This is a genomic window from Pseudomonas sp. TH21 (assembly GCF_016651025.1).
GTDB lineage: Bacteria > Pseudomonadota > Gammaproteobacteria > Pseudomonadales > Pseudomonadaceae > Aquipseudomonas > Aquipseudomonas aylmerensis.
The window spans coordinates 3,489,650-3,503,234 of the sequence record NZ_JAEKEQ010000001.1 but is presented as its reverse complement, the minus strand read 5'-3'; the positions used below and the strand labels follow the sequence as shown (position 1 = coordinate 3,503,234).

Below are 13,585 nucleotides of genomic sequence, written 5' to 3'. Positions count from 1 at the left end.
TCAGCTCACATTCGCCAGGTCGAGCGTCCAGGTTTCGGCCGCTGGGTTGACGGCAGTAGGCGTGACGCCAGCCAGTTTCATTCGTGCGTATACCCGGCCTACGATAGGTCGGCGGGCACCGGTCAGAACGTGCTCCCAGTGGTTGTCGGTCAGCCACTGGATTTGCTTCGAAGGGATCTGATAGCCGGTGATGGTGGACAGCTCTTCGTCGCTCAGTGTTTCACTTTGGAACTCCATCATGCGGCCTCCAACTTTTCAGCGTTACACCCACTCATGTTCGCCCGTATGAGAGCGGCCATCGGTTGAGGTGAAACAGAGTTGCCAACCATGAGCACTTGTGTCTTGTTGCTGAACTTACGGCCGTCGTGCCCACGGTCGATCACGTAGTTGTCGGGAAAACCCTGCGCACGGTAAAGCTCACGCGGCGTGAGCATGCGCATGCCGATATCGACGATCACATGCGGCATGCCCTCGATTGTCACTGTTACAAGAGCAAGGCGGTCCCGCGTGGTGATGGTCGCGGCCGGGTCGCGCAGATCGTAAAGGTTGTCGCTGCCGTAGTAACCCATCAGGAAGGCGGCGACACGCATGGCGCCGGCCTCGACTTCTGGTGCGAGCGTGTACTCGACCAGGGCGTGATGTTCGGCGCCGGCCGTGATGGTGGGCACCAGATCGTCCATACTCTTGCCTACGCAGTTCCTGCGAAGCGTCGAAAGGTGGGCGGTGACGATCTGTTGTTGGCTGCCTGTGGTGGTGATGGCAGTCAGGGGCTTTACGGGATGATGTCCGGGCGTCTCGTTGTACCCGCCGTTGTGCTGTGCAACATAGGCAACGGCCAGCGCGAAGTGACCGCCTTTAACACCGCTGCAGATGGTGCGTAGGGGATCATCCCCCGGCATGTTGCGTTGGCTGCTGCCATTGGAATGTTCGGTGATGAAGGGCGCGAGCTGCGGAGTTACCAGTGCAAAGCCCTGAGCGCTAGTGATGGTCTTTGATGGGTCGTCCACAGATTGGCAGCGTGCAAGGTCGTTGCCAGTGTGGTTCACGCTGACGATGAACGGGTTCTTGTGCTCGATGACGTAGCGCTTGGCGCCTTTGCGCAGGCGCTCCATCGTGTTGGTCACCAGTGGTCGCTTGACGCCTGCAGCACGGCCTTCTTCCTTGGTAAGGAAAATGCTCGGGCACGGGATCGACCAGTCTATGCAACTGGCGGCGGTTCGGTACGCAGATTGTCCCTTGCCTGGGTTCTTGAAGTGCGTCGGTTCCGGCCAGCGCAGCGGCTGTCCGTCACGACGTGCGATCAGGAACAAGCGCTCGCGGGTGGTCGCGGCGCCGAAGTCACAAGCCTTGAGTTTGCCGTATATCAGGTCGTAACCCATGGCCCGCAGGATGCTTTCGAAACGACGCCAGGTCTGTCCCTTGCGCTTTGGATCGGGCACAAGGTACTGATCCTGCACCGGGACACGCTCGCCGGCAGCGGCAATGGTCATATCCCGGCGAATCACTCGTCCAGTCTTGGTGCAGCGCTTTGCGATCAGTGGACCCCATTGGAGGATCTGCACGACGTTTTCCATGGTGATCATGCGAGGGCTGGCTTGGCCCCCCCATTTAAGGATGACCCACGATTGGGAGCGGCTGGTGGTGCTGCGCGCCTGACCGCCGGCAGCAAGGCTGTGGTGGGTGCATTCAGGGCTGGCATGCAGGTGCGCAACTGGGCGGCCGCGAGTTGCCACACGCGGGCACACGTCGTAGACATCAGTGATGTAGTGCTCAGCGCTCGGGTGGTTGCGCTTGTGCATGCTGATGGCGTCGGGGTTGTGGTTGATGGCTATGTCGACTGGTATGCCGGTGCCCATCTCCTGGCCCATGGTCGCGCCACCGCCGCCGGCGAAGAGGTCGACACGGATCTCGCCAGCGAAGTCGAGGCCGAATTGGGTTTTGACTGCTGATGTGATGGGGGTGGGAGCGAAGGAGGTCAAATTGCACCTCCGTGGACGCCGATTTCAAAACCGGTCAAGCTCCTTGAGAAACTAGTGGCAGTGGGCCGCTGGTATTCATGGGGCTCAAAATTTTGCAACGTTTGAAAATCGCAAGCTTGTGGATGGTTTGGTTCTTTCTCTCTGTAGGCGCTTTGGGTTGGTCGCTGTTTATTGTTCTCGATGCATTTGATGCAAAGCGAGATGCTGCTGCATGGCTGCAGGCGTTTGGAGGCATTGCAGCTGTAGGAGCTGCCTTTTACATTGGCAATAAGCAAACGCGGGATGCGATGGTTGCTCGCCGTGAGCGTCACGAAGTGATTTTCAAGCTTGTTTGTAGTGTGACCGAACGCGCAGCAACCGTAAGCAGCCTTCTCTTCAAAAGTTTTGGAGATGTTCAGTCTGGCGATATAGCTCTTAAGACCGAAATTATTACCACTGTTGAAGCACAGTTGATGGCTTTGAAGGGGATCAATCCCGTGGATTTGCCACTTCAAGAAATGGTCGAACCCTTTTTGGTAATTCGGGGGGCACTCGAACAAAGTGTAGTTTTTGCGCGCTTGCTTTCTGATGGTACGAATAAAGATGGAATGAGGTGTGCCACTGTCTTCGCGCACAATTCGCAAACAATTTCTATTGCGGCTCGCCAACTGGCCGAGATGAAGTTGATCGTCAAGTATTGAAAGTGTTTTCTCCTCAAAAGCAGGCTGCGCGAGCGGGCGTTCCTGAGCGTTTAGCGTTGCATCAGCAAGCGCTGCCCCGCGCAGCTTTTCGTGGGGTATAAGTGCCTCGGCGGTGTCGCTGGAAGGAGCAATAATGCCTGCTGCTGCGCAGCAGAGACTGTTTGTTTCTAGCGTGTCGACGCTACCTGGAATGCGGAGCAAAGCGGGCAGGGCGCTGGAGTTGTCCTGTTGATTTTTCATGCCGCTTTCCTCCGGTGTTCGATTGCGAGTTGGTCCATCAGCCGCTGATGGTAAGTGAGCCGGGCTTCGGCGGCCGGCCATGGGCGAATGGTTTCAACCATGAGTTCGATGCCGACCAAGCAATCCCAGATAGCCGGATCGGTTGGCATGAGGTCGCGGCGTTCGGTTGCCAGTGCAATCAGGTCGGCATGGTGCTCGCTGGCAGGGAGATAGAGGGCCAGGTCGAAGCGCTCACAAACGCGCATCCAGATCACGTCTTCGAAACCTCGGTAGTCGGGCATCCACTGCTTGAGTGGGCGGGTCATGTCACCCAGGTACGCCTCGGTCGCGTCGTGAAGCAAGGCCGCGAGTTTGTGTTCTTCCGGCACCAGCTCGGCGACGATGCACCTGTGCTGGGCCACGCTGTAGAACTCGCATGTGTGACCGTTGAATCGACACAGGTGGGCCTGTGTGTGCGAGATGTCCCGTGGGTCGATCATGTCGGCGTCAGGCTCGAACAAGTCGAAGCGCTTGCCGGTGGAAGTGATGATCCAGTTCATGCGGCTTCCCTCACAAGGTCGGCCAGCAGCAAGGCGTCGTCGGTTGCCTTGTGCAATTGGCGCAGAGCTTCATAACCGATCACGGCTTTCAACTGACGTTCGAACTCTTTTCTGTAGCGGGTCAGTGCGCGCAGTTCCTCGGTGGCCTTAGCGTGTTGTTGCTGCAGTGTGCCGGCGGCTTGGGGTGTCAGGCGCAGCATGGGGATGGCTTGGCTCATGCGACATCCTCCTTCAGCTCGAAACGGTCCATCAGCGCAGCCATATTCAGTGCCTTGTCACGTAGGGCAAGTGCCTGCGCTGCTTGGCTTTCGGATCTAACGGCGCGGAAGGTGTCTGCGGCGAGCTTCAGCTTCTCGGCAATGGCGAGAAGGGTGTAACGGTTTTGTGGTTCCCGGCTCAATAGGAGTTCGGTGCGCATGCATTGATCTGACATCTCTTTGAGAGAGGTAGCGTATGCGGCTGAAGCTTCGTCACGGCCCAAGATGTACCCGCCGGAATGGCCTTCGTCGTAGCCATCATTTTTGCCGTCTGTGAGGCCGCCTCGATAGCCGACCCAGTAGAGGATTCCGGCGGCGATTACGATGCTGATCAATGCGCAGATTTGAATTGAAGTCATGTGGTGTGCTCCTGGTAGTTACGTTGGCTGGTGGTGGCAGCCGTCTGGTTACTAGTCCTGCTCCGTTGAATCGTTTTGCGGTCGCGGCATGTCTTCATCTGCCCTGTAGGCGCGGATGTCGATAAGTGCCGCGACGTGCTTGATGTGCGCGTACCGCAACGCCTTAACGCTGTGATCAAGGGTGGTGACTGGCAGTTGAATCCGGCCGCTGTTGATCGCCTCGGTGAAAGTCTTTTCGTTGAGGTTCTTGAAGTAATGCACGCGCAGCTTTTCCAGGGGGATAAGCACGTCGCCGAAGAGTTGGTGCAGCATCTCGACGGTGGCGCTATCCGCAGCGGGTTGCAGTCGTAGCGGCGTCTGGCTGGTGTTGCTCATGGGCTGCGGCCTCCTTGCGTTTGAGTCGTGAGGGGTGGTTCCAGGCATTCAGGCAATGGCGTTTGGTCAGCTCCCGCAGATGTTCCGGCACTTCGAGGAGCGCAGCGTTGCGCTCCTCGCGTGTTTGCATGGCGACGATCTGGCGGGCGTACTCCCTAGGCCACTTCACGGTTGTCTGCCGGGATGGCTGGCAGCTCGAGCCCCAGTTGGTCGGCGAGCCAGCGGATGCCGGCTTGTCGGACCTTGGTCGACTGGCTGTACTGCATGCCGGCGGTCGCGTGGAACCAGTTGCTGTCCTTGACGCGCAGGTACTCGCGATCCCGCACCGGGAAGGCCGGTAGGTTGCGGTCGTTCAGCAGACCTTTTTCGCGCATTAGTGCAATCAGCTTTGGGCGTGTCAGGCCGAAGTACTTGGCGGCTTTTTCGAGGCTACGTTCCATCGCGACCTCCTAGCCTGCATGCGCGGCGGGAGTCGCCACGGCAGCCAGGTGGGTGATGGATTCAGCGACCATGGAATAGATCTCCACGTCGCTGCCGTACACCGTGAAGCACTTAGAGCGGGGCTTTCTGACGCCGATACTCATGATGGTGGTGATGCCAGCGCGGGATTTGTTGCGGTGGATCGCCAGGTTGATCGGTTGCTCAAACCCCATATCGAGGCTGAGTGCGCCGCCGGTTCGCACCAGATCGAACACCTGTTGCTTGTGTTCGGTTTCAAACACGCCGTAGCGCCGATCTGCATGCGGAGTGGCAGGTGTCTCAACAGGGTTGGAGGGCCCGTTAACGATCTCTTCAATGAAGTCCGCAAGTTTGAGGTGCATCTTCTTGCTGTTGGTCAGGGTCAGCGTGTGACGTTCGCTACCCAACTCAACGTTGAAGTGCGTGTCGGCAATGCGGCGTTCGACTTTCAGGCGAAAGGACAGAACCTGGCGCTGTGTCTCGGTGCGCAGGAGGTGGTTGAAAGTTTCGCTTAGGCTGACCTGGGCCTTGAGCAGCGCCAGGGTGCGGTTGTCGAGTTGGTACTTGCTCATGCCGCTTGCCCTCCGTCGTTCGGATCGAACGGAGCAGGCGCGGAGCGCTGTTTCAGCTTGGGTTTGGACGCGATGAAGGCGCAGCCGCAGTCTTGTGCCATGCGGCGAATTTCGAAGATGCGGGAGGGGTTAGCAGCGGCCGGGTGGACGTGCAGGGTGGCGGTGGTGTGCATGGTGTTGCCTCGCTCTGTGGTGGAAGAGTGAGGCAAATATCAACCAATGGTTGTTTTATGTCAACAACTGATGGTTGATGTTTTTTTGCATGACGTACGATGCTGGACAGCGTGATGGCATTTCAGTAGCGTTTGGAGTGTCTTAGGACTGAGTTGTGAAGTGTACGACGGCTCAAAACGCTAATGGAATTTTAAAGTCATGGAGAGGCAGTGATGGGGTTACAAGTTCAGCCAGGGCGAGAAGAAGTCCTACGCTATCTTGGGTTCTCAAGCGCTTATGGGAATTTATGTCTATTTGTCGGTGCTGGCTTTTCTAAAGAGCTAGTGGGAGCTGATGCACTCTCATGGGGGGCTCTGTTGCAACAGGCAGCCCTTCAAATGGGAATCGCTTTTGATTTTTCACATAATTCTATGATTGGGGTCGGTTACCCAGAAGTCGCATCGTTGATGTGTTTGCAACATTCTCAAATGAACTCAATTTCCTATCAGGCGTCTCTTTCAGCTCTTAAGCGAGAAGTTGCAGAGTTGACGTCTTGGTACCCGGATGAAGATAGAAAAAGTTTTTATGCTGATAAACTGATGGAGATCTCGCCGTCGTGGATAGTTACTACTAACTATGATCTCGTACTTGAAAGTCTTTTGCATGTTGCGTCGGTTACGATAGGTCCGAGTGAGCCCTTGGTATTCCCCAAGGGAAGAATTCCTGTTTACCATTTGCACGGAGTTAGAACTGATCCTGAGGGGATCGTAATTGCTCGTGAAGACTACACCGTTCTGTTTCGTCCTAATGAGTATCGGCAAATTAAGCTGGCATTGACTTTGAAAGAGTCAACGACATTGCTCTTGGGTTATGGGTTGGGAGATGACAACGTTCTTACTGCGTATGATTGGTCTCGAAATGTATATGATTACCAATCAGAAACCTATCCTCATGCTGTGATTCAAATAGTAAGAGCAGCGAGCCCTAGAGATAGGCCTTACAGAACGGGTAATGGCGTTTTGGTTTTGGAGACTCCTAGCCTGGAGGTTTTTTTTGAAGAGCTAATGCCTTTCATTCGGGAGCGTAAAGAGAAGGATCGGCTTGCATATGAGAATCTGACTGCACTTGAGCGTTATATCAATACTAATACAGCATCAGCTGTAGAACTTTTTTTAGATGATCAAGCTAGACGTACAGAAATACTCGGCTTGTTGAGGATGAATCATGCAAGCTTGATTCACTGTTTTATTCCTTTCTTTGAACGCTGTGTGGATCAAGCATTTATTCGGTCCAGTGGTAATGGGCAGTTTCAGGGTTATTCGGAGTGTTTGACGGTTATTCTGGATGTTATGATGGCCTACGCAGATACAAATGTGCCCCCTGCTCTTTTTCAGAAAATAGCACATGCGTTTAACCGGCTGGCACCTTATATTGGTCGTGGAATGGGCCAATCCCATAACTCTTACCGGCAATGGAGTGCTCGTAAAGTGCATTTGCAATATAGACATTTGAGAGAGCTTAAAACGTATTCGCGCCGTAAGCGGTGGGAAGATGTTCTAAAATTACTTGCTGAATTTAATCTTGATCGCTACTGAATAATTTTACTCGGGAAGAAAGGTTCCAACGACTTTTCCGCAGATGTGCGTTTCTTCCGTAATATCAATGATTGGGTATTGCGGATTAATAGGGCGTAAAAATTGACGTCCCGCATCTTCTACCAAAACCTTAAAAGTCGCCTCGTTTGTGCGAGGGACTCTCGCTATCACCCGATCCCCTGTTTTTGTTTCTGCTTCGGGATCCACAAATATGATGCACCCAGCAGGATAGCTGCGCCCTGGTCCTGGATTTGTCATGGAGTCGCCTTGTACTTTAAGTGCGTACCCGCTATCGCTAATTGCTACAGGGCAAGATAGCCACGTTTCGCCGTCATGATTTTCAAAGTTGGCCTCGCACCACGCGCCTGCCTGTACCCAAGAAATTAATGGCACCTTCCCAAAGATCCGGGTGACTTCGTGAACATTGCTTTCATGCCCTTTTGCGTGGCTGTGCATACCGCTATCGTTTTCCTGCTTTTTAGGCAGCACGCCATACTCCAGCCACTCCCTCCGCACCTTCAGCCATGAGCACAGCATAACCATGCTGTCTGCCTCAGGTATGGATTCACCATTCAGCCACTTGCTGATGGCCTGAGTGCTTTTTTCAGCCCCAACCTTCACCAAATGCTTATGAATATCCACGCCACGTCCCCGGGTGCGTACACCGGCGTCGTCGAGTGCTTCGTGAAGGCGCGCCGTGAAAGCTGCCCGTAGCTCGTTCTTATCAACCATGAGTTGATACTCTCACAGGGGTTGCGCAATAGTCAGTTGATGTTAATATCAACCGCGAGTTGATAAATGGAGGTTGCCATGCTGGACCCCGCAGATTTTCCGAACGCCATTGCGTTCGCATTTGAAGCAGTAGGCGGCATTGGTGCCGCTGCCAAGGTGTGTGAAAGGAGTTATCAGGCGCTCAACAAATGGCGCTTGGCTGCCAGCCTTCCCCGCACCGATTACACCGGTGAAACCCACTACGCAAAACTTCTAGCGACCGCTGCTGAGCAGAAGGGCAACGCGTTTGACGCTGCCTGGTTGCTCAATGCATCGGCCCCGCAGAAAGCTGCAGTGTAGATAGAAAAAAGGCGACCCAAGGGTCGCCCAGTTCCTCCCGGCACACACCACCACAGTGCTGTCGGGTCGCGACGAAGGTAGGAGGGCACACCACATGCAAACCACCTGCCTTTATCGCGCTGCCAAGACACGGATGTCTTGGGTTGCTGCCTTTTCCACCACAGATTAGGCAGCTGTTGCGCCAGAGGTGAGCAACGGATTGTTCGCCTCGGCACGGTGCCGGTTTCGATCCCTAAGATCTGGCCGGCGTTTGGGCCCTTTCAAGCCACGCGGCAAATGTAACACCACTGCATGTCGCGGGGCACTGGCAACTTTGTAGGATTAATGCCATGAGCCGAGTAGCTTTAAGCTGTGTTGAGAGAGCGCAAAAGGAAGTACTGACGCTCGAATTAGCCCTGTACCACGCCGCACGGGACTATCCCGGTGGTGCGGCTGCAATCGCCGCCACCACCGGTCGAAATGCCACCACGCTGCAGCACAAGTTGTCTCCCACCCATCCCTCGCACACCGTCAACATCCAGGAGTTTGGCGAGATCCTCGAACTGACCAAGGACCGTCGCATTCTCGATGCGGTGCACGGCCTTGTCGGCGACACGATCTGGCAGGAGCTGGCTGAGGCGTACACCAATGACATGCCCGAAACCCTCACCACGGGAATTGCTCAGTTCTTCCGCCAAGTCGCGGATTTGTCTGAAACCTGGGCCAAGCACATTGGTGACGGCAAGGTCGACGACGGCGAGCTGGCTGAAATCCGCCAGTTGGTGTTTCGCGGCATTCAGGGATTGTTGGGCATGTACAACCGCGCCCGGTACGTCAACCAGACGACTCGCGGGGTGGAACGTGGCTGATATCGCTGACTTTGCCAACGACCTGGTGCAGGAGCGTCTGGATCAGGCACTTGCTGCACGCAATGCCAATAAACCCGCCGTTGCTCTGCATTCATTCATGTTCTGTGAAGGGTGCGAGACGCCAATCCCATTGGAGCGCCGCCTTGCCATTCCTGGCTGCACCCAATGTGTGATGTGCCAATCCATCGACGAAGCCAGGAAGGCCCGCCATGCTCGATGAGGTACTGAATCAGTTCGCCGATTACGGCCTGGAGCCCGATCAGCCCTTGTTGTTCGGCAAGCTAACCCGCTGCAAAACCACGCAGGACAAAGGCAAAGAAAAAAACGGCTGGTATGTCGTCCACGAACACCGCACCGAGAAAAACGAGACGCTGATCTTCGGCAGCTTCGGTGACTGGCGCTCCGGCGACACTCAGAAGATCAAGGTCAAGGCCGGCCGTATGAGCCCCGAGGAGCGAGAGGTCATGCGCGCTCGGCAGGAGGACGCCAAACGCAAGGCTACTGAGATAGCGGCCAACGCGTCTCGTCGAGCGGCCAGCCGTGCTTCCAGTCTGTTCAAACGCATGCCTGAAAAGGGCAAGAGCGCGTACCTGGATCGAAAGCAGATCGTCGGCTTCAAGGTTCGCTATGCGCCACGCACCGGCGCATTTTTAGTGCCCATGTGCAACGTGCGCGACCAGATCGTCGGCCTGCAGGTGATCTTTCCGGGCAAGCAAGAGGATACCGGACGCGATAAAGCCTACTGGCCCTACGGCATGTCGAAGGAGGGCGCCTTCCACCTGATCGGCCCTCACCCTGAACCCGGCGAGCCAGTGCTGGTGTGTGAGGGCTACGCCACGGGCGCCAGCCTGCACATGGCGACGTCGCTTACTGTCGCCATTGCCTTCGACGCGGGCAACCTGCTGCCGGTCTCCAAGGCCATGCGCGAGCGCTTTCCCGGCTGCCCGCTGATCATCTGTCGCGACGATGACTGGAAGACCAAGCGCCCCAACGGCGAACCCTGGAACCCAGGCGAGGAGAAGGCCGCCAATGCCGCGCTGATCGTAGGTGGCCAGGTGGTTGCCCCCGTGTTCTCCGGCGAGCGCGAGATCAAGTGGACCGACTTCAATGACCTGCACATCGCCGAGGGACTGGAGGCCGTCCGCCGCCAGGTGCTGGCGGTGGTCAAACCTCCTGCAGCGGGTGGCTGGAAAGACCAACTGGCCCGCACCGAAAACGGCTCCCTTATCTCGCACATGCAAAACGTCGAGCTGATCCTGGGCAATGACGAACGCTGGGCCGGGGTCATCGGTTACAGCGTGTTCAGCTCCAAGATCGTAAAGCTGCGGTCTGCGCCCTTCGGTGGCGGTGCCGGCGATTGGGCCGACATTGACGACATGCGCGTGATGAAGTGGCTCGCGCAGCAGTACAACCTGCGGGTCAAAGCCTCCCATGTGATCGAAGCGGTCAGCGTGGTTGCCCACGATCACGCCTTCCATCCGGTGCGCGAGTACCTGGAGAAGCTGGAATGGGACCGCGTACCCCGCATTGAAACCTGGCTGACCGACGTGTTGGGCGTCCAGACGAGCGAGTACTCGGCCAAGGTCGGCAAACGCTGGCTTATCTCAGCTGTTGCGCGGGTGATGCGCCCAGGCTGCAAGGCCGACTCGGTGATGATCCTTGAAGGCGGGCAGGGCGCCGGTAAATCCACGGCCATGGGCGTCCTCGGCGGCGAGTGGTTTATGGACACTCCTTTTGCCCTCGGCGACAAGGACAGCTTCCAGGCGATTCGCGGCAAGTGGATTGTCGAGCTGGGGGAGTTGGACAGCTTCAACAAGGCCGAAAGTACCAAGGCCAAGCAGTTCTTCTCCGCGTCCACCGACACCTACCGCGAGAGCTACGGCCGCAGAACGAACGACGTGCCACGCCAGTGTGTTTTCGTGGGCACCACAAACCAAGAGGAATACCTCAAGGACGCCACGGGCAACCGTCGCTACTGGCCGGTGTTCTGCAACAAGGTGGATCTAGAGCAACTACGCGAGATCCGCGACCAGCTGTGGGCCGAGGCACTGTTTTGCTTCGAGGCCGGCGATATCTGGTGGGTGACCAAGGACGAATCGTGGATGTTCGCAGAGGCCCAGGACGAACGCTTCGTGGTGGACGAATGGGAAGGCCCAATCCTGAACTGGCTGGAAGAGTCGCAGCTCGGCGAAACCGCCACCGGCAACGAGATCCTGACCCAGGCGCTCAAGCTGGACTTCGGCCATTGGGGCAAGCCCGAGCAGATGCGTGTCGGGGCGATCATGCACCGGCTGGGGTGGCGGAAGAAGCGCATGCCCGCGCTGGCAAAGAGTGGTGTACGGCCCTGGTCCTACCAGAAGCCCACGACCTGGGGACGGACGTCGGCATTGCAGCAAACGGAGATCGAGGAGCCATGCTTCGATGATTAAGCGAATCGACGAGATGCTCAAACTATGGGCGCAGGATCTGCATTCGCCTGTGCCGGAAAACGTAGGTGGCCCGAGTGGCGGCAACATGATCGCCATGCTGATGGAGTGCAAAGGAGAGTTGATACGTGGCACGCGTGGTAGTCGGGTGCTGCTGGATGAATCGGCCGACATCGAGCTAATCGTCAACAAACACTTGCCGCCGCAGCTGTCAGTTGTCGTGCGCGAGCACTACTGCAACCACGAAAGTTTCCTGTCGCAGAAGTACACCCACTGCGGATGCGGTCGGGATACCTACTACCAGCGTCTGCACGAAGCCCACCTGCACATCGCCGGCATGCTGATGGGGAAGGCTGCATGACCCTCGGCGTCACTCCGCGTGCCTTTGTCCTACTGTCCGCCCTTGTCCGACTGCCATTTAGCGCAGTTGGACAGGCGCAGGCCGCGCCGTTGTTGGCCTGTCCTACCGTCCAACCTTTACCCGCCCCACGCACACATGAGCATAGCGGGCACGTAATCGCGCCCATGGCGCGCACGCGTGATTTTAGCTTTCTCTCTATACACAAGAAAAAAGTAAAAAAGGTAGGACAGTAGGGCAGAGCCCCTAATCTAGGCGCCTGTAGCTGTCCTACTTTGATCAAGAATAGTGGGACAGGTCAGACAGGGCACCAGAAGCGATAGCCGACTGAATGCGTTGTCCCTGCGTTGCACCTGCGTCATACCTGTATTGCACCCGTATTGCGCCATGGCATTAAAACCCGCTTGCTGCCACCGGAATCGACCTGTAAAAAGTACCCATCTTCGATAGGTGCGACCGCAAGCAGCGGAACTCACCACCACACTGAACCCGGCCATTGCGCCGGGTTTTTGCGTTTATGGGGTAGGGCGATGACGAACGAGCAGCAAGCGCTTATTGAGATGCCGGTCTGGATGGTGATCCTACTGTCCCTGGTCGGCGGGATTTCCGGCGAGGCATGGCGGGCCGACAAGGCGGGGGTGAGCGGTTGGTCCCTGGTCCGTCGCTTGCTGCTGCGGTCCGGGGCCTGCGTGGTCTGCGGGCTTTCCACCATGATGTTGTTGCACGCCTCGGGCATGTCGGTCCTGGCGGCAGGGAGCATCGGCTGCCTCACCGCAATGGCCGGCGCTGATGTAGCCATCGGCTTGTACGAACGCTGGGCCGCCAAGCGGTTGGGCGTGTGCGATGTGCCCCCTCGGGCAATGGTCAGGCGTGATGTGCTAGAGGCTATGGAATACGTGGACTGCACCAAAATGGAGCGCCGAAAAGTCGCCGGGGACCCTGGCGAAATTCGAGGGGTACGGGGCATGAAACCCGCGGGAAAGCGTTAGCGGGTGGGCTGCCAGCTTACTGAAATTCAATCCATTGAAATTGAAAGGTTTCCATTGAAAAGCCGTTGAAAAGGAGGGCTTATGACGGATCCACTGTTTCTGTCTAAAAGCGCTTTCGCGGCTCGCATCGGCAGGACGCCGAGTTACATCACCTGGCTCAAAGGCAACAATCGCCTGGTCCTGTCGCCGGACGGCAAGATGGTCGACGTGCTGGCAACTGAAGCGCTGATCGTCGAAACCGCCGACCCCAGCAAGGCCGCCGTCGCTGCTCGACACCAGCAGGACCGGATCCAGCGTGACGTTTACAGCCAACTGTCCCCCCTGGTCGAGCCGACTAACACGGCTGCGCCGCAGCAGCCTATTGCTGTCGGCGCCAAAGGCCACGACTTCCAGAAGGCTCGCGCCATGCGCGAACACAACCTGGCGCAGCTGGCCGAGATCGAGCTGCACAAGGCGCAGGGCTCACTGGTAGCCAGGGATGCTGTCGAGATGGGGGCGTACAACGCGGGGCGCCATCTGCGCGACCAGCTGTTCGGCCTGTTGCCCCAGCTGTCCCACAAGGTTGCAGCCATGACCGATCCCTGGGACATCGAGAAACACCTGGCGGCGACACTTCGTAAATCACTGGAAGAGGCTGAGCGCATGTCCTCGTCCGACCTTGAACGAGCAATGACAACGAGCTGAC

Annotated in this window: 18 protein-coding genes and 1 pseudogene; 8 read left to right on the top strand and 11 right to left on the bottom strand. The window is 57.0% G+C overall.

Annotated elements, in window-relative coordinates:
* The 10 genes from JFU04_RS15400 to JFU04_RS15355 all read right to left on the bottom strand — a co-directional run bounded on the left by JFU04_RS15400 (window position 1) and on the right by JFU04_RS15355 (window position 5,633).
* Complete coding sequence (locus JFU04_RS15400) at window positions 1–237, bottom strand: DUF4224 domain-containing protein (RefSeq protein WP_201146411.1); 237 nt, start codon at window positions 235–237, stop codon at window positions 1–3.
* Complete coding sequence (locus JFU04_RS15395; RefSeq protein WP_242485909.1) at window positions 237–1,979, bottom strand: DNA cytosine methyltransferase; 1,743 nt, start codon at window positions 1,977–1,979, stop codon at window positions 237–239. Before JFU04_RS15395 ends, JFU04_RS15400 begins: the two co-directional genes overlap by 1 nt.
* Window positions 1,976–2,899, bottom strand: coding sequence for a hypothetical protein (locus JFU04_RS30270; RefSeq protein ID WP_242485908.1), 924 nt, complete (start codon window positions 2,897–2,899; stop codon window positions 1,976–1,978). Before JFU04_RS30270 ends, JFU04_RS15395 begins: the two co-directional genes overlap by 4 nt.
* A complete protein-coding gene (locus JFU04_RS15385; protein WP_201144755.1) occupies window positions 2,896–3,438 on the bottom strand; it encodes a phosphohydrolase in 543 nt (180 codons plus the stop codon). Before JFU04_RS15385 ends, JFU04_RS30270 begins: the two co-directional genes overlap by 4 nt.
* Window positions 3,435–3,656 carry a hypothetical protein gene (locus JFU04_RS15380; RefSeq protein WP_201144753.1) on the bottom strand — a complete coding sequence of 74 codons (222 nt, stop codon included), beginning with the start codon at window positions 3,654–3,656 and terminating at the stop codon, window positions 3,435–3,437. The genes JFU04_RS15385 and JFU04_RS15380 overlap by 4 nt, the downstream gene beginning before the upstream one ends.
* Window positions 3,653–4,054, bottom strand: a complete 402-nt coding sequence (locus JFU04_RS15375) for a hypothetical protein (RefSeq protein ID WP_201144751.1) — start codon at window positions 4,052–4,054, stop codon at window positions 3,653–3,655. Before JFU04_RS15375 ends, JFU04_RS15380 begins: the two co-directional genes overlap by 4 nt.
* Before the next feature lie 51 nt (window positions 4,055–4,105).
* Complete coding sequence (locus JFU04_RS15370; RefSeq protein WP_201144749.1) at window positions 4,106–4,429, bottom strand: pyocin activator PrtN family protein; 324 nt, start codon at window positions 4,427–4,429, stop codon at window positions 4,106–4,108.
* 155 nt (window positions 4,430–4,584) lie between these two features.
* A complete protein-coding gene (locus JFU04_RS15365; RefSeq protein ID WP_201144748.1) occupies window positions 4,585–4,869 on the bottom strand; it encodes a phage antirepressor KilAC domain-containing protein in 285 nt (94 codons plus the stop codon).
* Between the two features lie 9 nt (window positions 4,870–4,878).
* On the bottom strand, window positions 4,879–5,460 hold the full coding sequence (locus JFU04_RS15360; RefSeq protein WP_201144746.1) for a hypothetical protein: 582 nt from the start codon (window positions 5,458–5,460) through the stop codon (window positions 4,879–4,881).
* A complete protein-coding gene (locus JFU04_RS15355) occupies window positions 5,457–5,633 on the bottom strand; it encodes a hypothetical protein (protein ID WP_201144744.1) in 177 nt (58 codons plus the stop codon). Before JFU04_RS15355 ends, JFU04_RS15360 begins: the two co-directional genes overlap by 4 nt.
* 213 nt (window positions 5,634–5,846) lie before the next feature.
* Here JFU04_RS15355 and JFU04_RS15350 point away from each other — a divergent pair, with 213 nt between their 5' ends.
* On the top strand, window positions 5,847–7,208 hold the full coding sequence (locus JFU04_RS15350) for an SIR2 family NAD-dependent protein deacylase (protein ID WP_201144742.1): 1,362 nt from the start codon (window positions 5,847–5,849) through the stop codon (window positions 7,206–7,208).
* Window positions 7,209–7,214: 6 nt separating this feature from the next.
* Here JFU04_RS15350 and JFU04_RS15345 read toward each other — a convergent pair whose 3' ends face one another.
* Complete coding sequence (locus JFU04_RS15345) at window positions 7,215–7,940, bottom strand: LexA family protein (RefSeq protein WP_201144740.1); 726 nt, start codon at window positions 7,938–7,940, stop codon at window positions 7,215–7,217.
* A gap of 78 nt (window positions 7,941–8,018) precedes the next feature.
* On the opposite strand from JFU04_RS15345, the gene JFU04_RS15340 reads away from it, so the two are divergent.
* From JFU04_RS15340 to JFU04_RS15310, 7 genes and pseudogenes are all read left to right on the top strand, one after another.
* Entirely contained in the window at window positions 8,019–8,279 is a 261-nt protein-coding gene (locus JFU04_RS15340) for a hypothetical protein (RefSeq protein WP_068932952.1), read from the top strand.
* Window positions 8,280–8,608: 329 nt separating this feature from the next.
* Complete coding sequence (locus JFU04_RS15335; RefSeq protein WP_034106750.1) at window positions 8,609–9,127, top strand: phage regulatory CII family protein; 519 nt, start codon at window positions 8,609–8,611, stop codon at window positions 9,125–9,127.
* Window positions 9,120–9,347 (top strand): TraR/DksA C4-type zinc finger protein, encoded by a 228-nt coding sequence (locus JFU04_RS30265; protein WP_201144738.1) that lies wholly within the window; start codon window positions 9,120–9,122, stop codon window positions 9,345–9,347. The genes JFU04_RS15335 and JFU04_RS30265 overlap by 8 nt, the downstream gene beginning before the upstream one ends.
* The gene (locus tag JFU04_RS15325; RefSeq protein WP_201144736.1) at window positions 9,337–11,556 is read left to right on the top strand and encodes a VapE domain-containing protein; all 2,220 of its coding nucleotides are present in this window, start codon (window positions 9,337–9,339) and stop codon (window positions 11,554–11,556) included. Before JFU04_RS30265 ends, JFU04_RS15325 begins: the two co-directional genes overlap by 11 nt.
* A complete protein-coding gene (locus JFU04_RS15320; protein ID WP_034106743.1) occupies window positions 11,549–11,914 on the top strand; it encodes a PA0613 family protein in 366 nt (121 codons plus the stop codon). The genes JFU04_RS15325 and JFU04_RS15320 overlap by 8 nt, the downstream gene beginning before the upstream one ends.
* Before the next feature lie 527 nt (window positions 11,915–12,441).
* Window positions 12,442–12,768: pseudogene (locus JFU04_RS15315) on the top strand (phage holin family protein); the annotation flags it as partial.
* Window positions 12,769–12,981: 213 nt separating this feature from the next.
* Complete coding sequence (locus JFU04_RS15310; protein WP_034106739.1) at window positions 12,982–13,584, top strand: hypothetical protein; 603 nt, start codon at window positions 12,982–12,984, stop codon at window positions 13,582–13,584.
* The last annotated feature ends 1 nt before the right edge of the window (window position 13,585 follow it).